This is a genomic window from Geobacillus zalihae (assembly GCF_030414215.1).
GTDB classification, from domain to species: Bacteria; Bacillota; Bacilli; order Bacillales; family Anoxybacillaceae; genus Geobacillus; species Geobacillus zalihae.
The window spans coordinates 2,486,903-2,506,122 of the sequence record NZ_CP129217.1; the positions used below are offsets into that span (position 1 = coordinate 2,486,903).

At 53.4% G+C, this 19,220-nt stretch carries 23 protein-coding genes; 4 read left to right on the top strand and 19 right to left on the bottom strand.

The features are described from left to right. Nucleotides 1–30: 30 nt before the first annotated feature. Nucleotides 31–378, bottom strand: coding sequence for a hypothetical protein (locus QWV57_RS12580; RefSeq protein WP_011231947.1), 348 nt, complete (start codon nucleotides 376–378; stop codon nucleotides 31–33). A gap of 97 nt (nucleotides 379–475) precedes the next feature. On the opposite strand from QWV57_RS12580, the gene QWV57_RS12585 reads away from it, so the two are divergent. After that, on the top strand, nucleotides 476–1,042 hold the full coding sequence (locus QWV57_RS12585) for a hypothetical protein (RefSeq protein WP_060787701.1): 567 nt from the start codon (nucleotides 476–478) through the stop codon (nucleotides 1,040–1,042). Between the two features lie 37 nt (nucleotides 1,043–1,079). Here QWV57_RS12585 and QWV57_RS12590 read toward each other — a convergent pair whose 3' ends face one another. From QWV57_RS12590 to QWV57_RS12605, 4 genes are all read right to left on the bottom strand, one after another. Next, nucleotides 1,080–1,499 (bottom strand): Fur family transcriptional regulator, encoded by a 420-nt coding sequence (locus QWV57_RS12590; RefSeq protein ID WP_060787702.1) that lies wholly within the window; start codon nucleotides 1,497–1,499, stop codon nucleotides 1,080–1,082. After that, nucleotides 1,496–2,329, bottom strand: coding sequence for a metal ABC transporter permease (locus QWV57_RS12595; protein ID WP_060787703.1), 834 nt, complete (start codon nucleotides 2,327–2,329; stop codon nucleotides 1,496–1,498). The genes QWV57_RS12590 and QWV57_RS12595 overlap by 4 nt, the downstream gene beginning before the upstream one ends. A 25-nt stretch (nucleotides 2,330–2,354) precedes the next feature. Continuing rightward, the gene (locus QWV57_RS12600) at nucleotides 2,355–3,122 is read right to left on the bottom strand and encodes a metal ABC transporter ATP-binding protein (protein ID WP_011231951.1); all 768 of its coding nucleotides are present in this window, start codon (nucleotides 3,120–3,122) and stop codon (nucleotides 2,355–2,357) included. Nucleotides 3,123–3,204: 82 nt separating this feature from the next. Next, nucleotides 3,205–4,086, bottom strand: coding sequence for a YitT family protein (locus tag QWV57_RS12605; RefSeq protein WP_013144722.1), 882 nt, complete (start codon nucleotides 4,084–4,086; stop codon nucleotides 3,205–3,207). 96 nt (nucleotides 4,087–4,182) lie between these two features. On the opposite strand from QWV57_RS12605, the gene QWV57_RS12610 reads away from it, so the two are divergent. Next, nucleotides 4,183–4,443, top strand: a complete 261-nt coding sequence (locus tag QWV57_RS12610; protein ID WP_011231953.1) for a DUF2624 domain-containing protein — start codon at nucleotides 4,183–4,185, stop codon at nucleotides 4,441–4,443. Between the two features lie 20 nt (nucleotides 4,444–4,463). Here the strand turns inward: QWV57_RS12610 and QWV57_RS12615 are convergent, their stop codons facing one another. Next, nucleotides 4,464–5,363 carry a deoxyribonuclease IV gene (locus QWV57_RS12615; protein WP_014196359.1) on the bottom strand — a complete coding sequence of 300 codons (900 nt, stop codon included), beginning with the start codon at nucleotides 5,361–5,363 and terminating at the stop codon, nucleotides 4,464–4,466. A 41-nt stretch (nucleotides 5,364–5,404) separates the two neighbouring features. Continuing rightward, the gene (locus tag QWV57_RS12620) at nucleotides 5,405–6,715 is read right to left on the bottom strand and encodes a DEAD/DEAH box helicase (RefSeq protein WP_015375422.1); all 1,311 of its coding nucleotides are present in this window, start codon (nucleotides 6,713–6,715) and stop codon (nucleotides 5,405–5,407) included. A 390-nt stretch (nucleotides 6,716–7,105) separates the two neighbouring features. Between QWV57_RS12620 and vrrA the strand changes: the two genes are divergently transcribed. Then, nucleotides 7,106–7,636: a VrrA/YqfQ family protein gene (gene vrrA, locus QWV57_RS12625; RefSeq protein WP_015375423.1), complete on the top strand. Its 531-nt coding sequence runs from the start codon at nucleotides 7,106–7,108 to the stop codon at nucleotides 7,634–7,636. Between the two features lie 121 nt (nucleotides 7,637–7,757). Continuing rightward, complete coding sequence (locus QWV57_RS12630) at nucleotides 7,758–8,708, top strand: 4-hydroxy-3-methylbut-2-enyl diphosphate reductase (protein ID WP_015375424.1); 951 nt, start codon at nucleotides 7,758–7,760, stop codon at nucleotides 8,706–8,708. A gap of 81 nt (nucleotides 8,709–8,789) precedes the next feature. On the opposite strand, the gene QWV57_RS12635 is transcribed toward QWV57_RS12630, so the two are convergent. The 12 genes from QWV57_RS12635 to QWV57_RS12690 all read right to left on the bottom strand — a co-directional run bounded on the left by QWV57_RS12635 (nucleotide 8,790) and on the right by QWV57_RS12690 (nucleotide 19,190). Next, a complete protein-coding gene (locus tag QWV57_RS12635; RefSeq protein WP_060787707.1) occupies nucleotides 8,790–9,911 on the bottom strand; it encodes a Nif3-like dinuclear metal center hexameric protein in 1,122 nt (373 codons plus the stop codon). Continuing rightward, nucleotides 9,908–10,612, bottom strand: a complete 705-nt coding sequence (locus QWV57_RS12640) for a tRNA (adenine(22)-N(1))-methyltransferase (protein WP_060787708.1) — start codon at nucleotides 10,610–10,612, stop codon at nucleotides 9,908–9,910. Before QWV57_RS12640 ends, QWV57_RS12635 begins: the two co-directional genes overlap by 4 nt. Before the next feature lie 144 nt (nucleotides 10,613–10,756). After that, complete coding sequence (gene cccA, locus QWV57_RS12645) at nucleotides 10,757–11,119, bottom strand: cytochrome c550 (RefSeq protein WP_011231960.1); 363 nt, start codon at nucleotides 11,117–11,119, stop codon at nucleotides 10,757–10,759. Nucleotides 11,120–11,227: 108 nt separating this feature from the next. After that, complete coding sequence (locus QWV57_RS12650; protein WP_042381086.1) at nucleotides 11,228–11,743, bottom strand: hypothetical protein; 516 nt, start codon at nucleotides 11,741–11,743, stop codon at nucleotides 11,228–11,230. A gap of 73 nt (nucleotides 11,744–11,816) precedes the next feature. Beyond that, entirely contained in the window at nucleotides 11,817–12,944 is a 1,128-nt protein-coding gene (rpoD, locus tag QWV57_RS12655; RefSeq protein ID WP_011231962.1) for an RNA polymerase sigma factor RpoD, read from the bottom strand. Between the two features lie 34 nt (nucleotides 12,945–12,978). After that, on the bottom strand, nucleotides 12,979–14,775 hold the full coding sequence (gene dnaG, locus QWV57_RS12660; protein ID WP_301099945.1) for a DNA primase: 1,797 nt from the start codon (nucleotides 14,773–14,775) through the stop codon (nucleotides 12,979–12,981). A 532-nt stretch (nucleotides 14,776–15,307) separates the two neighbouring features. Further along, a complete protein-coding gene (locus QWV57_RS12665; protein WP_011231964.1) occupies nucleotides 15,308–16,108 on the bottom strand; it encodes a pyruvate, water dikinase regulatory protein in 801 nt (266 codons plus the stop codon). A 21-nt stretch (nucleotides 16,109–16,129) separates the two neighbouring features. Then, nucleotides 16,130–16,723: a transcriptional regulator CcpN gene (gene ccpN, locus QWV57_RS12670; RefSeq protein ID WP_011231965.1), complete on the bottom strand. Its 594-nt coding sequence runs from the start codon at nucleotides 16,721–16,723 to the stop codon at nucleotides 16,130–16,132. Nucleotides 16,724–16,825: 102 nt separating this feature from the next. Then, nucleotides 16,826–17,614: a DNA repair protein RecO gene (gene recO, locus QWV57_RS12675; protein ID WP_011231966.1), complete on the bottom strand. Its 789-nt coding sequence runs from the start codon at nucleotides 17,612–17,614 to the stop codon at nucleotides 16,826–16,828. A gap of 31 nt (nucleotides 17,615–17,645) precedes the next feature. Continuing rightward, nucleotides 17,646–17,789 carry a YqzL family protein gene (locus QWV57_RS12680; RefSeq protein ID WP_015375430.1) on the bottom strand — a complete coding sequence of 48 codons (144 nt, stop codon included), beginning with the start codon at nucleotides 17,787–17,789 and terminating at the stop codon, nucleotides 17,646–17,648. A gap of 101 nt (nucleotides 17,790–17,890) precedes the next feature. Continuing rightward, complete coding sequence (gene era, locus QWV57_RS12685; RefSeq protein ID WP_015375431.1) at nucleotides 17,891–18,799, bottom strand: GTPase Era; 909 nt, start codon at nucleotides 18,797–18,799, stop codon at nucleotides 17,891–17,893. Further along, a complete protein-coding gene (locus tag QWV57_RS12690; RefSeq protein WP_015375432.1) occupies nucleotides 18,792–19,190 on the bottom strand; it encodes a cytidine deaminase in 399 nt (132 codons plus the stop codon). The genes era and QWV57_RS12690 overlap by 8 nt, the downstream gene beginning before the upstream one ends. Nucleotides 19,191–19,220 lie beyond the last annotated feature (30 nt).

Sequence of the window (19,220 nt, forward strand, 5' to 3'; positions counted from 1 at the left end):
GGCGTCCCCGCTTGGGGACACCCTCGCTTTTTACGTATAAAACGGCATAATAAACAGGCGGACGAGAATAGCGATGACGCCGATGCCGATGGCCCACGCACCGAGCGTCTCTGCGCCGCGCCGGCGCGCGATAAACCCGACAATAATGCCGGCCGCCCCTAACAAAATCGGCCAAATAAACAAGGCGATGATGGACAGGGCCAAAGCGAGCCAGCCGAGCCCGGCGCCGTCCGCGCGTTCTTCGTCCCGTTCGTCGCCGCGGCGAATCGGTTCAGCGACTTCCGCCGCTGTTTCTTCCATAAAATTGCGTTCTGGTTCCTCTTTTCCGATCGATTGCACGTAACTTCCGTTATACGTGCGCTCGCGGTCGTCTGCCATATGCTTCCCTCGCTTTCCTAAAGTAAGAAGCATTATTAGTATGAGAAACCGGCGTTATTTTATCAGTGTGAATATTTTCTAACAGGAGGATGAAGCGGTGAAAAAACGGCTTGGCATCGACATTGACGGCACGGTGACATGTCCGAGCACGTTCATTCCGTATTTAAACGAAGCATTCGGCAAAGAGCTCGCATTACACGACATTACGCAATACAATTTGGCGCCGTTATACGGCGTGGCGGAGGAAGAAATGGACCGCTGGCTTGAGGAAAACGAAGCGGATATTTATGAGAGGGCTCCGCTTGCCCGCTATGCGCTTGAGGTGATTGACAGCTGGAAAGACAAATACGAGCTGTATTACATCAGCGCCCGCGGCCGCCATTTGTACGATCTCACCGAGCGCTGGTTCCGGCGGCACGGCGTCCATTACCACCATATTGATCTGATTGGGTCGCACGACAAAATCGCCGCCGTCCGCCAATATAAGCTGTCGGCCTTCTTTGAAGACAAGTACGATAATGCCTGCGAAATCGCCGAAACATGCGGCATTCCCGTCATTTTGTTTGACACCCCGTACAACCAAGGCCCGCTCCCCGAAAACGTCATCCGCGTCAATAACTGGCTTGAAGCAAAGCGAGAAATCGAACAGCGCCTCCAGCCATAAACAAAGGGCTGATCCAAAACGCGAATGCGTTTTGGGATCAGCCCCTCTGTTGACATTGCGGACATGTGCCGTAAATTTCAAACTTATGGTCCGTGATCTCATACCCATCGAGCTGCGCCGCAAGCCCATCCATCGGACAAGCGTCAATCTTCTTCGTTTTTCCGCACTGGATGCAAATGAAATGATGGTGGTGGCGGCGGGCGCCGCAGGCAAAACGGAAATGTTTCTCCCCGGAAAGCTCGGTCATTTCCAAAATGCCAAGCAGCGCAAAGAGCGACAAATTGCGGTACACGGTATCAACGCTCAAGCCCGGATAGAGGGGACGGAGCGCTTCAAGCACGTCTTTGGCCGTCAAGTATTTGTCGCTTTCGGCAAACAACTCAAGCATTTGTCTCCGTTTTTCCGTATATTTAAATCCTTTCTCTTTCATCAACTGCAACGCTTCGTCGATATTCATCGCTGCCGCCCCCTTTTCCATCCGAGTGCGAAAAGCAAAATGACAACCGCTGCGATGACGATCGTTCCACCCGGCGCCCAGTCTAGCTCATACGCCGCCCAGAGCCCGGCGATGACGGCCAGCTCCCCGAACAAAATCGAAAGCCCGATCACCTGTTTAAAACTTTTGGCGATGCGGATGCTCGCCGCCACCGGCAGCGTCATGAGCGACGAGATGAGGAGCACGCCGACGGTGCGCATCGATGCAGCAATGACGAGCGCAACAAGCACAATAAACAAAAAATGGATCAATGTGGTGCGAACGCCGGAGACACGGGCGTATTCCTCGTCAAAGGAAAGAAGAAACAGCTCTTTGTAAAACGTCAAAATCACGATCGCGGCAGCTGCGGCGACAGCAAACGCTGTCCAAACGTCAGCACGGCTGACGGCGCTGACGCTGCCGAATAAATACGAAAACAAATCGGTCGTAAACCCGTTGGCCATCGAAATGAAAATGACGCTCAAGCCAAGACCGGACGACAACACGATTGGAATCGCAAGCTCTTCATAATGCCGATACACAGCGCGCAGCTTTTCGATAAACAGCGCCCCGACGACGGAAAACCCCATTCCGATGTAAAGCGGGTTCCAGCTCGCGGCTGCCGGAATCGTTTTTTCAAGCAAGAGCCCGGCGGCAATGCCCGCAAGCGTCACATGACTCAATGCATCAGCGATGAGCGACAGCCGCCGAACGACAATAAAAACGCCGAGCAATGGCGCCGTAAAACCGGTCAAAACGCCGGCAACAAACGCATTGCGCAAAAATTCGTATTGCCAAATGGCTTCCCACACGTGTCATTCCTCCACCGTCACCGTTTCATTCCGCTCGTTCATGCTCGTGAGAGAGAACGTGGAGCGGATGGCCATAAAACTGCGAAATCGCCTCGTTGCCAAGATGTTCGAACTCTTCCGCCTTTCCATGGAAATAGAGGCGCTTGTTCAAACAGGCGATATCGGTCACCCGGTCCGTGATCGTCCCGATGTCATGCGTCACTAAGATAAGCGTTAAGCCGCGGCGGTTCAAGTCGCCGAGCAGTTCGTAAAATTCATGCACATGGCGCGCATCCACGCCGACCGTCGGCTCGTCTAAAATGAGCAAATCCGGCTTGCTCGCCAGTGCGCGGGCGATAAATACCCGTTGTTGCTGGCCGCCGGACAGCTCCGCGATATTGCGCTTTGCCAGGCCGCTCAACCCAACGGCCGCGAGCGCCGCTTCGACCGCACGGCGGTCTTCGTGTGTCAGCGGCCGAAATAAGCCGCGTTTGGCCGCCAACCCACTCGCCGCCACTTCCTCAACCGTCGCCGGAAAGCTGCGGTTGAAGCTGTTCGCTTTTTGCGACACGAAACCGATTCGATGCCATTCGCGAAACGATTCAATCGGCTCGCCGAACAAAAAAATGCGGCCGCTGTTCGGTTTTAACAAGCCGAGCACACATTTGAGCAACGTCGATTTTCCCGAGCCGTTCGGGCCGACCAATCCTAAAAATGCCCCTTTCGGCACCGTTAAACTAACATGCTCAAGCACGTTCTCGTTTTCATAGCGGAACGACACATCCTCAATTTGCACAACAAGCCCATTTTCCATGGCGGTTCTCCCTTGCTAATTCAGAATCATTCCGATTTGCTTCACTATGCAAGTATACCCCACCATCCGCGTTTTGTAAACCTCAATGAATCGCTGATTTAAAGCGGGCGCCGCGCACTTCATGCGTCGGCATAATGGTGATGAACGCATCTGGGTCGATTTCATTGACGATCGATTTTAGTTTTGTCACTTCCAAGCGCGTGACGACTGCATAAATGATTTCCTTTTGCTCGTCCGTATATCCGCCTTTGCCGAGCAATTTCGTCGTCCCGCGGCCGAGCCGGTGCAAAATGGCGTCGGAAATTTCCTCATAATGATCGGTCACAATAAAGGCCGCCCGCGTCTCGTCAAGCCCTTCAATGACCGCATCGATCGTTTTTGAGGCGATGTAGTACGTCATCACCGAATACATGGCTGGCTCGAGGCCAAACACAAACGCCGCCCAGCCAAAAATAAAAACGTTGACAAACATGACAAACTCGCCGACCGAAAACGGGATTCTTTTCGTCATCAAAATCCCCAAAATTTCCGTCCCATCGAGCGATCCGCCATGACGGATGACCAATCCGACGCCAAGACCGAGCGACAACCCGCCAAAAACGGTGGCTAAAATCGGCTCGGTCGTCAGCGGGGAAAGATGGTGAAACAGCCGTTCGGTGACGCCGAGGATCACGACGCCTAAAATCGTTGACAGCATGAACGTTTTCCCGATTTGCTTGTAGCCGAAATACATGAACGGGGCGTTTAAGAGGATGACGAGCGTGGCGAAATTGAGCAGCCGCCATTCGTCCGGAGTCAAGTAGTCCAGAATCAGCGATATGCCAATGATGCCGCCGTCGATCATTTTGTTCGGAACGAGCAGCCGCTCGATGGCAAACGCCGCCAAAGAGGCGCCGATGGCGATCATCAACACCCGATACAACACATGGCCTAGCGGTTCTTTTTTATGCTGTTTTGGCGCCAAACTTACCACCCTTTCCCTTTTTGTTTTTTCTATTATACCATACACGCCTTTTCCATTCACGTCATATGATGGAACAGAAGCAAGGAGGCGGCTGCGATGAACATTTACCAACAGCTTGTCAAGCAAAAATTGAAAACGATCACCCCGGAAGAACTCGTTGCGTACAGCCGAGAGTACGGCTTGCCCATCACGACGAGCCAAGCGAAACAAATTCTTCATCTCGCCCGGACGAACGACATTAACGTCTTTGACCCCGAGGAGCGGAAAAAATGGGTGCGAGAGTTAGCGAAAATCACCTCGCCGGACATCGCTCGAAAAGCGAACGAGCTGTTTTTGAAATTCGTGCAAAAAAAATAAAAGGGCGCATAGCCCTTTTCTCATTCCGCTCCAGCGTTGATTTTTTCAAGCAACTGGTCATCGAACGACTGCGCCCGCAGCATGGCGATTTCGTGCTTGTACGGTGGTTTTTTGTTGTGTTTGTCCTCGCCCACGTATGGGGTTTCTAAAATTTTCGGAATATCCTCAAGCTGCGGGTGATGGACGATATAGTTGAGCGCAGCAAACCCGATATGGCCGAAACCGATGTTTTCATGGCGGTCTTTCCGGCTGCCGCGCGGGTTTTTGCTGTCGTTGATGTGCAGTACTTTCAGCCGCCCGAGACCGATGATCCGGTCAAACTCCTCAAGGACGCCGTCAAAATCGTTGACGATGTCATAGCCGGCGTCATGCGTATGGCATGTATCAAAGCAAACGGACAGCTTATCATTATAGGCGACGCCGTCGATAATGTACGCGAGCTCCTCAAACGTCCGCCCGCATTCCGACCCTTTGCCGGCCATCGTTTCTAGGGCGATTTGCACGTTCTGTTCGCGCGTCAACACTTCATTCAGTCCACGAATAATTTGGCGAAGTCCGGCTTCCACCCCTGCGCCGACGTGAGCGCCTGGATGGAGCACAAGCTGTTTGGCTCCAATGGCTTCCGTCCGCTCGATTTCCGCGCGCAAAAAGTCGACGCCCAGCGAAAACGTATCGAGATTGGTCGTATTGCCGATATTGATGATATACGGGGCGTGGACGACAATCTCTTCGATGCCGTGCGCTTGCATATGCTGGCGCCCGGCTTCGATGTTGAGCTCTTCAATCGACTTGCGCTTTGTGTTTTGCGGCGCCCCGGTGTAAATCATAAACGTGTTCGCTCCGTAGGAGGCCGCTTCCTCGCTGGCGGCCAGCAGCATTTTCTTTCCGCTCATGGAAACATGTGAACCGATTTTTAACATGTTCTTCTCTCCCTTTTCTTTGCGTTAAAGGCGGACGGCGATTATGATTTTTTGAAGCGGCCAAGCCGCTTTTTCTTCTTCTCCAGCTCCGCGCGCAACTTTTTTTTGTAGCCCGGCTTCACCTGCTTCGTTTTTTTCAGTTTGGCGAAAAGCAGCGCCAGTTCGTCATCTTTTTCGCCCGCCCGCTTGCTCCGCCGGTTCCACGGCGGCAGCTCCTTCCATTCGCCGCGCACGAGATCACGGTGGACAAACGAAATTCCCATTTTTTCCAACCGGGCAATCGCATCTTGGTCAGACGGCTCGTAAATCGTCGCCGCAATGCCGCTATAGCCAGCGCGCGCCGTCCGTCCGGCGCGGTGAATATAAAACTGCAGATCATCAGGCAACTCGTAGTTGATGACATGACTGACGCCTTCAATATCGATGCCGCGCGCCGCCAAATCGGTCGCGACGACATATTGAAACTCCAAATCGCGGATGAGATTCATCATCTTTCTCCGCTCGCGCGGCGTCAAATCGCCGTGCAGCACGCCGACTTTCAACCCTTGCTCAGCGAGACGGTCGGCGACCTCGTCAGCCATTTTCCTTGTGTTGACAAATACGATGGCCAAATACGGGTTGTAGCTGAGGAGCACATCACGGAGAAGTTTTGTTTTCTCGCGTCCGCGCAGCGGGATGAGCACATGTTCGATGTTTTCGTTCGCCGTCTGCTTCGGGTCGACGTGGACAAAGGTCGGGTTTTCCATATATTTTTTCAAAAACGGCTTCAGCTTTTCCGGAATCGTCGCTGAAAAGACGAGCATTTGCAAGTCTTTCGGCATCCGGGCGGCGATTTGGTCGACATCCGTGATAAAGCCCATATCGAGCATCAAGTCAGCTTCATCGACGACAAGGATGTGGGCCGTATGCACATCAAGCGCCTGCTCGCGAATGAAATCGTTGATGCGCCCCGGCGTGCCGATGACAATATGCGGCTGCACGTTGAGCTTTTCGAGCGCTTTTTGCTTATCCGTCCCGCCGATCAAGCAACGGGCGACGATCATCCGATCTTTCGGGCAAAACTTCGTAATTTTCAGCGTTTCGTGATAAATTTGCGTCGCTAACTCGCGCGTCGGTGCCGTGATGACGGCTTGCACTTCGGCGCGTTCCGGCTTGATTTTTTCAATGATCGGCAATAAGTACGCATGTGTTTTTCCCGTTCCGGTTTGCGATTGGCCGACCATGCTTTCGCCGCGCAGCGCCCCCGGAATGATGCGCTCTTGAATTTCCGTCGGTTTATAAAAACGAAGCGTCTTGATCGCTTCGATGATAAACGGTTGAAACGGAAAACGAGTAAACTGCGTTTCTGTCATCAAGCACCACTCCCTTCTATGAAATAAACGCAACTGGAAGGTTTCCCATCTCGTTGGCCCAAAAGCGTGCCGTCTATTTTTCCGACTGTCGGCGGCAAGCTTTGACGCGACGGAACAACCAACCGTTTCACAAATCCATGCATCGGTCTGGAAGCAGTATGGTTCGGTCACCCGACAGTCGATCCAATACCGGCTGGCTCCATAAAAGAGCGTAAACGTTAACGTTTCAAATGGCATATGGGCACCGCTTCGTCCGCTTCACCATTATAGCGAATCGCTGCCCCCTGCCGCAACTAAAGACGATCCTGCAACAAACCTTTCCCGCCTTGCCCGCATATTGTAGAAAGGAGGACATTCGTTCATCCGCACGACCGAAAGGAGGAAGCTGCTATGAGATACAGTCGGCCCCCGATGATGCCTTCTCCGTTTGCCGGAAGGCCGCCAGCCCCGTTCGCCCGCATGCCGGCGCCGCCTTTTGGCCCCAGCGGCCCCGGCGGCTTCTTGGCCCGCTTGTTTTCGCGCGGGCAGCCGCCGGCTGCTGCATCGTCTCCGTGGGGGCTGCCGTTTTTGTCCAACGCCGCTAACACCGCCGCATCCAACACGGGCGGCGGCTTGGTTGGCATGTTAAACAACGTGCAAAAAATGCTTGGCATCGCACAAAACGTCATGCCGATGGTGCAACAGTATGGACCGCTCATCCGCAATCTTCCGGCGATGATCCGCATTTTCCGCGAGTTGAAACCGGCCGATGAAGGGGAAGGCGAAACAACGTCGGAAAGCGCACCGGCCAACGAAACGAAACAAAAGCCGGCCGCCAAGGCGCCAAAAAAACGCTCCGTTCCGCAGGCAAAGCGCGAAGAGCCGCAAGAAAAAGAAGCACCGGCCGCCCCGAAGCCGTCCAAGCCGAAACTGTATATCTAGTTTCTTTCCCCGCCCTAGCGCACCCGCTGTTTAGGGCGGTTATTCTTTGTCTTCTCCCCGGTGCTCCGATATAATGGAAGGTGAACAACCGCCGCACAACCGGCGGCAGGGAGGGAATATGATGGAAGTGATTAAAATTACCCCGCGCGGGTATTGCTACGGGGTGGTCGATGCAATGGTCATCGCCCGCAACGCGGCGTTGGACCCATCTTTGCCGCGTCCGATTTACATTCTCGGCATGATCGTCCATAATAAGCACGTCACGGACGCGTTTGCCGAAGAAGGCATCATCACGCTCGATGGAGAAAATCGTTTGGAAATTTTGGAAAAAATCGACCATGGCACCGTCATTTTCACCGCCCACGGCGTCTCACCGGAAGTGAAAAAACGAGCGCTCGAAAAGGGACTTGTCACGATTGATGCGACATGCCCCGATGTGACAAAAACGCATCGGCTCATCGAACAAAAGCTCGCCGATGGCTACGATATCATCTATATCGGCAAAAAAGGACATCCGGAACCGGAAGGAGCGGTCGGCATCAATCCGGAAAGAATCCATCTTGTGGAAACCATCGATGATGTCGAACAGCTGTCCATTCACAATGAGCGCATCATGGTGACGAACCAAACGACGATGAGCCAATGGGACGTCGCCGACATCATGGCGAAAGTGAAAGAAAAATACCCGCACGTGGAAATGCATAAAGAAATTTGCCTGGCCACCCAGCTTCGACAAGAGGCGGTCGCTGAGCAGGCGAAGGAAGCCGATGTGACGATCGTCGTCGGCGACCCGCGCAGCAACAACTCGAACCGCCTCGCCCAAGTATCGGAAGAGATCGCCGGCACGAAGGCGTATCGCGTCGCTGATGTGACGGAAATCGACATCAACTGGATTAAAGATGCGAAAAAAGTCGCTGTCACCGCCGGCGCTTCCACCCCGACGCCGATTACGAAAGAAGTGATCGACTTTTTGGAGCAGTTTGACCCGAACGACCCATCGACATGGAAGAGGGAACGGAAAGTGCCGCTGCAAAAAATCTTGCCGAAAGTGAAAACAAAGAAAGAAGAGTGACGGTTGTTTCATCCATAAAGAGAGGCTGTCTTGGACAAACGGTTGAACCGCTCATCCAGGACAGCCTTTTTCGTTGGCCGTTCATACGAACTGAAACGGATCAGTATGGACGCTGGAAGCAACCACTTCTGCCTCCCATTGACGTTTCGAGAGCTCAGTGATTAAGTATCGGGCTACGCCTTCTTTCATGATTTTTTCTACATGATGTCCCGGATCAATGATGTGAAGGCCGAGCGCCTGGGCGTCATGGGCGGTGTGGTAATACACATCCCCTGTCACGTATACGTCCGCCCCGGCCGATGCGGCGGCAGCGACAAACTTATTCCCATCCCCGCCAAGCACCGCGACCGTTTGCACGAGATCATCCAGCCGGCCAACGACGCGCACCGCCGGAACGGAAAACGCCGTTTTCACCTGCTCGGCAAAAGCGCCAAGCGTCACCGGCTGCGGCAGCCTCCCGATGCGGCCAAGCCCAAAGCGGCGCCCCTCGTTGTCAAGCGGATAAAGATCATAGGCCACTTCTTCATACGGATGAACAGCCAGCATCGCCTGAATCGCTTCCCGTTCAAGAGAGGCCGGCACGATCGTTTCGATGCGCACTTCCTCAACTTCCTCGAGCCGCCCTTGCTCGCCGATGAACGGCCGCGCCCCTTCGTGCGGCAAAAACGTGCCGACGCCGCGGCTGTTGAACGTGCAATGGCTGTAGCGGCCGATATGCCCGGCGCCGGCATCGCCTAAGGCCTTCCGCACCACCTCAGCATGCGTCACCGGCACATAAACAACGAGCTTTTTCAACGGTTCGGTATACGTCGGCACAAGCACAGCCGTATCGTTTAAGCCGAGCGCCTCGGCAAGCCAATCGTTCAGACCGCCATCGGCCACATCCAAATTCGTATGGGCGGCGTACACCGCAATGTCATGCTTGATGCACGCGGCGATCATCCGCCCGTGCCCATCATCAGTCAGCAATTGCTTCAGCGGGCGGTACAGAGGCGGGTGGTGGGCGATGATTAAATCCACTTGCTGATCGATCGCTTCGACAACGACATCTTCGAGCACATCAAGAGCGATCATCACTTTTTTGACCGGCTTGTTTAGCGTCCCGATTTGCAGACCGATCCGATCCCCTTCCATCGCCAACTGTTTCGGAGCAAGCTGCTCAAGAAGCTGAATGATTTCATAGCCGTACGGAACGCGGCTCATAACAACGCCTCCTCCACCAATTGAACTTTTCTCTCCAGTTCACGCTTTTTCCGCTCAGCCGCTTCACTTTGCCCTTTGGCCGTCAAATCAGCGATGATCCGTTTCCAAATTTCAATCTCGCGCTGCCATTTTTCGCGGAACACCTCGCTGTTTTCCCGGCGCAAAAACGGCCCAAGGAGCAGCTCCGCCTCAAGATGTCGGTACGGCCGCCGGGCGTCGCCGCGCTCGGCGACGAGTACTTCATAAATTTGCCCATCTTCTTTCAAAATGCGCTCAGCCACGAGCTCCCACCCATGATCAAGAAGCCAACGGCGAACAAGTTCCGCACCGATGTTCGGTTGCAAAATGAGCCGTTTGACACCGGCAAGCTTTTCCTTTCCGTCGCCCAAAATGCGGGCGATAAGCGCCCCACCCATGCCGGCGATCGTGATGCAGTCCGCCTCCCCCGGGGCAAGGATCGAAAGCCCATCCCCTTTGCGCACGGAAATGAGATGAGAAAGCCCGGACTTCTCGACTTGCTGCTGCGCTAGGCGGAACGGTCCGTCCGCCACCTCGCCGGCAATGGCTTTTGATGCGCAGCCGTGCAAGCAGGCATAGCAAGGCAAATACGCATGATCCGACCCGATGTCAGCAAGCACCGCCCCTTTTGGAATGAATGAGGCGACCGTTTCCAGCCGTTTCGACAGGCGAAATTCGTTCATAGCACCGCAATGGCAACCAACCTTCCGCCACCTGCAGCGCGAAGGCGGTTCGCCTTCCCCTCCTTTCCTCTCCAACACCGCGCGCCTCTATTGTACTAAACAAAACATCCCCTTGCCAAAAAGCAAAGGGATGTTCACCATCCATTATTTTAAACCGGCGAGCCATTTCGCCATGGCATCGGCTTTATCCGCCGGCACAAGCCCTGGCGGCATGTTGCCGCGCCCGTGTTGGATGACGTCTTTAATTTGGTCCATCGACAGCCGTTGCCCGACCCCTTTCAACGATGGACCGACGCCGCCTTCATAGTTTTGGCCGTGACAGCCAGAACACGTTTGTTGGTAAAACTGTTCTGGGTTGAATTCGGCCGTTTGTTCCGTTTTTTCGCCGCCTTTTTTCTCTTTGGCCATTTCCTTCGCATCGCCTAGCCCTTTAAACGACAAGACGAACGTCAGCACAATCCCGAATGCCATGATGATGAAAAACGGGATGAGCGGATTGCGGTTCATCTCTTTTACCTCCCTTATGTATAATGAAGAACGCTGCAAACAATTTTATTTTACTGTAAATAATGGACAAGGAAAAGCCCTAAGTTGCCGAAAAGGCAACAACACGCCTCAGCGCCACCAGATGGCGGCGGTTACAAGCAACACCCCGCTGACAGCGGCGAGCGAAAAGTAGCGAAGGTGAAGCAGGCGGCCGACAACAAACCAGAGAACACAGTTTCCGAGCACGACAGCTACTAGCGCACCCGTTTGCCTGGGAAAATACCGATCAACCTCAAGAATGGATGCCATAAGCAAAATCCAGGCGCTTCCGATGAGCGGAAAGTGAAGGAGCTCTCGCTTGTTCCGCCACCGCCAACAAAAGAACAAGCAGGCAGCCAAAAATAGGGCGAAAAGGAGCGTTTGCAAAACGAATGACAATTCAGTAAAATAAATGACAAGAGCAGCGGCTGGAAGCAATAAACAGAGACCAGCGGCGAGCGAGCTGCGCCACCGTCGTCCGTGCGAACGGGCGTCTCCTTCCGTGTACAACGCGAGCAAATAGTCGCAATAATGTTCCGGCAGAAGGCGCGAACGTTTCCAATATTCGATTTCTTGGATGATCGTTTCCCGTCGTTGCCGATTCATAGATAGACCACCTTTCCCATAAAGAAAGAAAAAATAGTTTACTTCCGAAGAAGTAAACTATCGAACAAAACGGTCACTCTAAAAAGTCTTTCAGCCGTTTGCTGCGGCTTGGATGGCGCAGCTTGCGCAACGCTTTGGCTTCAATTTGACGGATGCGTTCGCGCGTCACGCCGAACACTTTGCCGACTTCTTCGAGCGTCCGCGTCCGTCCGTCGTCAAGCCCGAAGCGGAGACGCAGCACATTTTCCTCGCGATCCGTCAGCGTATCAAGCACATCTTCGAGCTGCTCTTTCAACAGCTCGTAAGCAGCGTGCTCGGATGGCGATGTCGCGTCTTGGTCTTCGATGAAATCGCCAAGATGCGAGTCATCTTCCTCGCCGATCGGCGTCTCGAGCGACACCGGTTCTTGAGCGATTTTCAAAATTTCCCGCACTTTTTCCGGTGTCAAATCCATTTCCTCGGCGATTTCTTCCGGCGTTGGTTCGCGCCCGAGGTCTTGGAGCAATTGCCGTTGGACGCGGATCAGTTTATTGATCGTTTCGACCATATGAACCGGGATGCGGATCGTCCGCGCCTGATCGGCGATCGCCCTTGTGATGGCTTGGCGGATCCACCAGGTCGCGTACGTGCTGAACTTGTAGCCTTTCCGATAGTCAAACTTTTCGACCGCCTTGATCAGCCCCATGTTCCCTTCTTGAATCAAATCAAGAAAGAGCATGCCGCGGCCGACATACCGTTTGGCGATGCTGACGACGAGGCGGAGGTTCGCTTCCGTCAGCCGGCGTTTCGCTTCTTCATCGCCTTGCTCGATCCGTTTCGCCAGCTCGATTTCTTCTTCCGCCGACAACAGCGGCACGCGGCCGATCTCCTTCAAGTACATGCGCACCGGGTCATTGATTTTGACGCCGGGAGGAACGGACAAGTCATTTAAGTCGAATTCTTCCTCTTTGGCCAAGTCGTCGATGTCCGGATCGGCTTCAAGGTCGGATTCGCTGATCACTTCAATGCCCTGCTCAGCGAGGTATTCATAATACTCATCCATCTGGTCGGAGTCCAAATCAAAGCCAGACAACCGCTCAGCGATTTCCTCATAGGTGAGGATCCCCCGCTTTTTGCCGAGCTCAGCGAGTTGCTCTTTCACTTGTTCAAGCGATTCGCCGGCAGCTTCAGCCTGCTTTGATTGGGCTGGTTTTTCAGCCATTTCATTACCTCCTTTAAAAACTCATACCACCATGTTATGAAGAAGATAACATTTTTTTCATCTCAATCATCTCTTTCGCGATGCGGGCGGCCGTCAAAAAGTCTTTTCTTCGCTCCGCTTCCGTCTTTTCTTGCTCTTTTTCCTTTAGCATTAACCATTTCGGGTGATTCAACACATGCCGGATGCAATCGGCAAGCTCCCGATCGGAAACGTCGTCTGCGACCAACAAAAGCGACAGCTCGCTCGCCAGCGTCCGCAACTCGCCGGGAAGCCGAGACATGAGCGCGCTGGGGTCGGCTTCATGCCCCTCTTCGTAAAAGGCGTAAATGTAAGCAGCCAACGCCCGATGCTCTTCGATATTAAATCGGCCGCCGACCTTCTCCTGAACGATGAACGCCACATCGCGGCTCCGCATCATATGGGCAAGCAGCAACCGCTCGGCATTTTGAAAGGCCGGAAGCAATTTTTTCGTCAATGCCGGCCGGACCGGTTTTCCGCCGTCATTCACCTGCGGCTTTGGCTGTTCCGGCTTGGAGCGGGACAACTGTTCGTAAAGCGCGGAGAGCGACAACGAAAACTCATCCGCAAGCTGGCGCATATAATAATCTTTTTCCACCGGGCTCGACAGCTTGCTGATTTCTCGGAGCGCTTCCTCGATATAACGGAGCCGGTCGCCTTCTTCCTGCAAATTTTTTCCCCGCCGCAAACGATCCATTTTAAACGCCATGAGCGGCCGGGCGGCGGCGATCTCTTCGGCAAAACGGTCGGCGCCAGAAGTGCGTATATATTCATCTGGATCCAGCCCGTCCGGGAGCAACGCTACCTTCACGCGGCACCCGAACGCGCTCAATTGTTCGGCGGCGCGCCAGGCGGCTTCCGTTCCGGCGCTGTCGCCGTCATAGCAAATCGTGACCGTTTCCGCATGGCGGCGCAAAATGCGTGCCTGCTCCTCGGTCAGCGACGTTCCCATCGTTGCCACCACATAGTCAACGCCGGCCTGCACGGCAGAGATGACATCGGCAAACCCTTCAACGAGCAGCGCCTCTTGACGCTTGCGGATTGACACGCGCGCCTCGTGAAAAAAATACAAAAGCGTGCCTTTGCGGAAAATCGGCGTTTCTGGGCTGTTCATGTACTTTGGTTGCCCGTCGCCGAGCAGACGGCCGGAAAAACCAACCGTCTCGCCGCGATGATCATGGATCGGAAACATAATCCGATTCCGGAAGCGGTCGACGTATCGCCCGTCTTCTTTTTTCACCAACAAGCCCGCCTTTTCCATCAACACCAACGGAAACGAACGGCTCTCCAGCAGCTTGACGGCGGCATCAGGAACATCCGGCGCATAGCCGATTTCAAATCGGTCGATCGTTTCTTTTGTCCACCCGCGCACCTGCAAATAATCGAGCGCGGCTTGTCCTTCTTTTGTATGGACAAGCAAATGATGGTAAAATCGTTTCAACAACGTGTGTGCTTCGACCATCGCCTTCGCCTCGTCGGCTCGGCTGCCATCACTCCCGCGGCCGTCCAGCTCATAGGCGGACAAGTCGATCCCTGCTTTGGCCGCAAGACGTTTCGCCGCTTCCACAAACGGAATGCCTTCGATATCCATTAAAAACGTAAAGGCATTCCCCCCTGCCCCGCAGCCGAAGCAGTGGAAAATTTGCTTTTCTGGGGAAACGGAAAACGATGGCGTCTTTTCTCCGTGAAACGGGCATAAGCCAAAATAGTTGCGGCCTTGCTTTTTCAACTGGACGTATTCGCCAATGACGTCAACGATGTCAACGCCGCGGCGGATGGCTTCAATCGTTTCCTCGGGAATGCGATGTCCCATACGAACAACCCCGTATCGTATTTATTCTCGGCAGCAAGCCGATTTTCCTTTCCATTTCGACAAATTTTTTCAAAACGTTCGTTTCGCCCCCTTGCCCGTAAAGTCGGCTGGCTTGATCATCCGCTTCCCGCCCCTCAGCCCGCCGTCTGGACAAAGATTCATCAGAGCGGTGCATCTCGAAGATGCGCTTCGGTATATTATATTTCAGCAAGAAAAAGAAAATTTCACTTTTTTCTTGACGATCTTATGCAACAGATGACCGCGCTCTCAAAGCAAGGGTTGCTTTACACCCCCTATTATTCTACACCATCGCAAAAAAATCCTGCTTTTTTGCCGAATGATTGACAACTTTGTCGAAAATCTTTTTTTCGTTCTTCTTGACAAGCGGCTATAAATAGTTTACTCGTCTCATGGCCGCTCTAAACCTATATAGGTCATTTTTCTCGCAATTTTTTATTATAATATAAGTGGCGGCAATATGCCATAAGAAAACGCACGACTCCAATCAAGAAATCGTGCGGATGAGGCGAAGCTAGCGCTTCAACTTTTTCATAATGATGCTCGCCGTCTCTTCGACCGCCTTGTTCGTCACATCGATGACGTCGCAGCCGATTTTTTTCACGACTTCATCAAAATAAGCGAGCTCCTCTTTGATTCGATCCATATTGGCGTAAATCGCCTGGTCGTTCAGGCCGAGCGATTTCAGCCGCTCGCGGCGGATCGAAAGCAGTTTATCCGGACTGATTTTCAAGCCGAAGCATTTCCCCGGACCGACTCGAAACAGCTGCTCCGGCGGCTCGACCTCTGGAACGATCGGCACATTCGCCACTTTCAGCCGCTTATGCGCCAAATATTGCGACAGCGGTGTTTTCGATGTGCGCGATACGCCGATGAGCACGATATCGGCGCGCAAAATGCCGCGCGGGTCGCGCCCGTCATCGTATTTGACGGCAAATTCGATCGCTTCAATCTTTTTGAAGTAATCTTCGTCAAGTACGCGCACTTGACCCGGCTCATATCTTGGCGTCAGCTGGAACAAATGGCTCATCTTTTCAATGAGCGGACCGATGATATCGTATGCGACGACCCCTTCGCGCGCCGCTTCGGCGAGCAAGAATTCCCGCATCTCCGGAACGACGAGCGTAAACGCGATAATGGCGCGGTTCATTTTCGCTAAAGCGACGACTTCAGCCAATGTCGTTTTATCTTCCACATACGGGACGCGTTTCACTTGAATCGGCGAGGCGTGAAACTGGCTGGCCGCCGCTTTGACGACAAGCTCGGCCGTTTCCCCGCCGGAATCGGATACGACATAAACAAGGCGCTGGTTCATTCTTCTCCTCCTTTGTTTGGATTAGTCCTCTTTGGCTAGCGACACGAATGCTTTCGTTATATTCGTTTTCGTAATACGGCCGATCACTTCATATCCTTTCTCCGTTTTGCGCACGACCGGCATAGCATCGATCTGTTTTTCAATCAGCTGTTCAGCCACGTCAATGAGCGGGTCGTCCTTGTAGCAAACGGCGATGTTCGGCATCCGCGTCATAATAATATTGACCGGGATCGCCGTCAGTTCCTGCTTGCCAAGGCTTGCGCGCAACAAATCTTTGCGCGACAAAACGCCCGCAAGCAACGACTCGTCATCGACGACAAACAGCGTGCCGACGTCCTCTAGAAACATTGTGACGATCGCATCATATACGCTCACATTCTCATTGACGACAACCGGAATCGATTGGTAATCCTCGACTTTCATCTTTTTCATTTTATCGGCGAACAGCTGCTTGCCGGTTTTTCCCGTATAGAAATAGCCGACGCGCGGCCGCGCTTCCAAGTAGCCAGCCATCGTCAAGATGGCCAAATCCGGCCGCAGCGTCGCCCTCGTCAAGTTCAGTTTCTCCGCGATGCTTTCTCCGGTGATCGGCCCGTAGTCTTTCACAATTTGCAAAATCTGCTCTTGGCGTTTATTTAGTTCGATCGTCGTTCACCACCTTGCCAAAAAAGGTCCCACACGCTATCACTCTCATTTATATTATACTACACGCCCCATTCACAATGAAAATGATGCTCCTTGCCCTCCGTCGGGGCTGAGCTTGTCTTTCAGTTCACCGATTTGCTGCAAAAAACGCTTCGTCTTCAGCGACAGGCCGGCATATTCATCATAATAGGCGGACAATACGGCGCCCAGCTCCATCTTTGTGCTTTCTTTCACCGATATGGACCCAAGCCGAGCAAGATCGATATGAAAAAAGAGGCGCAACAGCCGGACGGAAGCCGAAGAGAGCGGGAACCGATGGGGATCGGACGCCTCGCAGCGATGGCAAAGGAAGCCCGCCTCCTTGACGGAAAACGAGAAGCGCCCCTCCGTCGCCCCGCAGCGGGCGCAACGGTCCAGCACCGGCGGAATGCCAAGCACTGCAAGCATTTTCATTTCGTAAATGAACGTCAAAATCTCTAAATCGCGGCCTTCGCTCATATATTGTAGTGTCTGCAAAAGAAGCTCAAACAAGTACGGATTGCGCTTTTGCTCTTCCGTGCTTTTGTCGGTGAGCTCTACAATATACACCGCATAGGCGGCGGCAAACAAATCTTCGCGCAGCGCCCGCATCGAGTCGATGAGCTCTCCCTGGTGAAGAACGCCGACGCCGCGGCTGCGGCGGATGACATAATGGCCGTATGAGAGCGGCTGCGTAACAGCAGAAAGGCGGCTGCTTGGCTTTTTCGCTCCCCTTGCCATCGCAGCCACCTTTCCCCATTCTCGGGTAAACAATGTGACAATTTTATTTGTTTCGCCATAATCGACCGTCCGCATGACGATCGCTTCACACGTTTCGAACATCCCATCACCACCGCTTCTACCAACAACGATGCTACGAGATCGGCTGGTCGATTTCGTTCTGTTCAGCGTTTTGCTCTTCACCGCCAAACTGTTGCTCTCGTTCCAACTCTTTAAATAGGAGGTACGTGTCGATATTGCCTGTTTGGCTAAACAACTTCCACGTGAACTCAAGCATGGAATGACACCTCTTTCCGCCTGCAGGCATTGCGTATTGGTGGTCTACCTATAGCTTGGCTCAGGCAAAAACGGTTTATGTCGCGTAAAATTTTCTAACCGTCAATACTCGTCTTCACGGAACCCGAAATCACGCAGCTGCGCCATACGGTTGCGCCAGTCTTTTTGCACTTTGACCCACAGTTCTAAAAACACTTTGGATCCAAGCAGCGCTTCGATGTCAGCGCGCGCCCGCTGTCCGATTTCCTTCAGCATCCGGCCTTGCTTGCCGATGATGATTCCTTTTTGCGAATCGCGCTCCACCACGATCACCGCGCTAATGTACACCGTTCCTGATCCTTCTCGCCGCTCGATGCGTTCGACGACGACAGCAATCGAGTGCGGAACTTCCTCGCGCGTTAAGTGAAGCGCTTTCTCGCGAATGAGCTCGGCGATGATAAACTGCTCCGGATGGTCAGTAATCTGGTCCGGCGGATAATATTGCGGCCCTTCCGGCAGCCGCTCTTTAATTTGCTCAAGCAGGCGGTCGACATTGTTCCCTTCAAGCGCCGAAATCGGCACGATTTCAGCAAACGGGTACAAATCTTTGTATCGGTCAATGAGCGGCAGCAATTCATCCGGATGGACGCGGTCGATCTTATTGATGACTAAAAACACCGGGGTGTCCACTTCTTTCAGCCGTTCGATGATGAACGCCTCACCGCGCCCAAATCCTTCCTCGGCATTGACCATAAACAAAATCAAATCGACTTCGCGAAGCGCATTGAGCGCCACTTTCATCATAAAGTCGCCGAGCTTATGCTTCGGTTTGTGCACCCCAGGCGTGTCGATAAAGATGATTTGCGCGTCATCGTCCGTGTACACGCCTTGAATCTTATTGCGCGTCGTTTGCGGTTTATCGCTCATAATCGCGATTTTTTGCCCGATGACGCGGTTTAAAAACGTCGACTTTCCTACGTTTGGTCTTCCGATAATGGCAACAAATCCTGATTTGTATCCTTCTTTACGCATGCAAATCCTCCGCTGAAAAAGCTTCTGGCAGCAATTCGCTGACTGTCATGACTTTCACATCGCCTTTGAGGTTGGCTAAAATGACTTTCATATCGCCGTGGCAAAGTTCGGCGATCACTTGGCGGCATGCGCCGCACGGCGGCACCGGGCGGGGAGTGTCGGCGATGACCGCAAGAGCCGTAAACTCCTTCTCCCCTTCCGAATATGCCTTAAACAACGCGGTCCGCTCCGCACAATTGCACACGCTGTAGGCGGCGTTTTCAATGTTGCAGCCGCGGTACACACTGCCGCCTTTCGTCAACAGCGCGGCGCCGACTGGAAACTTCGAGTACGGCACGTAGGCGAGTTCGCGCGCTTTTTTCGCTTCGGCAATGAGCTGCTCCATCTCCACGAGTGACTCTTCCTTTCCTGCAAGCAAACG

What these genes read in the sequence shown, in the direction of transcription:
- QWV57_RS12580 (WP_011231947.1), bottom strand. Translation starts at nt 378, where the DNA reads ATGGCAGACGACCGCGAGCGCACGTATAACGGAAGTTACGTGCAATCG.
- QWV57_RS12590 (WP_060787702.1), bottom strand. Translation starts at nt 1,499, where the DNA reads ATGAATATCGACGAAGCGTTGCAGTTGATGAAAGAGAAAGGATTTAAA.
- QWV57_RS12600 (WP_011231951.1), bottom strand. Translation starts at nt 3,122, where the DNA reads ATGGAAAATGGGCTTGTTGTGCAAATTGAGGATGTGTCGTTCCGCTAT.
- QWV57_RS12610 (WP_011231953.1), top strand. Translation starts at nt 4,183, where the DNA reads ATGAACATTTACCAACAGCTTGTCAAGCAAAAATTGAAAACGATCACC.
- QWV57_RS12615 (WP_014196359.1), bottom strand. Translation starts at nt 5,363, where the DNA reads ATGTTAAAAATCGGTTCACATGTTTCCATGAGCGGAAAGAAAATGCTG.
- QWV57_RS12620 (WP_015375422.1), bottom strand. Translation starts at nt 6,715, where the DNA reads ATGACAGAAACGCAGTTTACTCGTTTTCCGTTTCAACCGTTTATCATC.
- vrrA (WP_015375423.1), top strand. Translation starts at nt 7,106, where the DNA reads ATGAGATACAGTCGGCCCCCGATGATGCCTTCTCCGTTTGCCGGAAGG.
- QWV57_RS12630 (WP_015375424.1), top strand. Translation starts at nt 7,758, where the DNA reads ATGGAAGTGATTAAAATTACCCCGCGCGGGTATTGCTACGGGGTGGTC.
- QWV57_RS12635 (WP_060787707.1), bottom strand. Translation starts at nt 9,911, where the DNA reads ATGAGCCGCGTTCCGTACGGCTATGAAATCATTCAGCTTCTTGAGCAG.
- QWV57_RS12640 (WP_060787708.1), bottom strand. Translation starts at nt 10,612, where the DNA reads ATGAACGAATTTCGCCTGTCGAAACGGCTGGAAACGGTCGCCTCATTC.
- cccA (WP_011231960.1), bottom strand. Translation starts at nt 11,119, where the DNA reads ATGAACCGCAATCCGCTCATCCCGTTTTTCATCATCATGGCATTCGGG.
- QWV57_RS12650 (WP_042381086.1), bottom strand. Translation starts at nt 11,743, where the DNA reads ATGAATCGGCAACGACGGGAAACGATCATCCAAGAAATCGAATATTGG.
- rpoD (WP_011231962.1), bottom strand. Translation starts at nt 12,944, where the DNA reads ATGGCTGAAAAACCAGCCCAATCAAAGCAGGCTGAAGCTGCCGGCGAA.
- dnaG (WP_301099945.1), bottom strand. Translation starts at nt 14,775, where the DNA reads ATGGGACATCGCATTCCCGAGGAAACGATTGAAGCCATCCGCCGCGGC.
- QWV57_RS12665 (WP_011231964.1), bottom strand. Translation starts at nt 16,108, where the DNA reads ATGAACCAGCGCCTTGTTTATGTCGTATCCGATTCCGGCGGGGAAACG.
- recO (WP_011231966.1), bottom strand. Translation starts at nt 17,614, where the DNA reads ATGTTCGAAACGTGTGAAGCGATCGTCATGCGGACGGTCGATTATGGC.
- QWV57_RS12680 (WP_015375430.1), bottom strand. Translation starts at nt 17,789, where the DNA reads ATGCTTGAGTTCACGTGGAAGTTGTTTAGCCAAACAGGCAATATCGAC.
- era (WP_015375431.1), bottom strand. Translation starts at nt 18,799, where the DNA reads ATGCGTAAAGAAGGATACAAATCAGGATTTGTTGCCATTATCGGAAGA.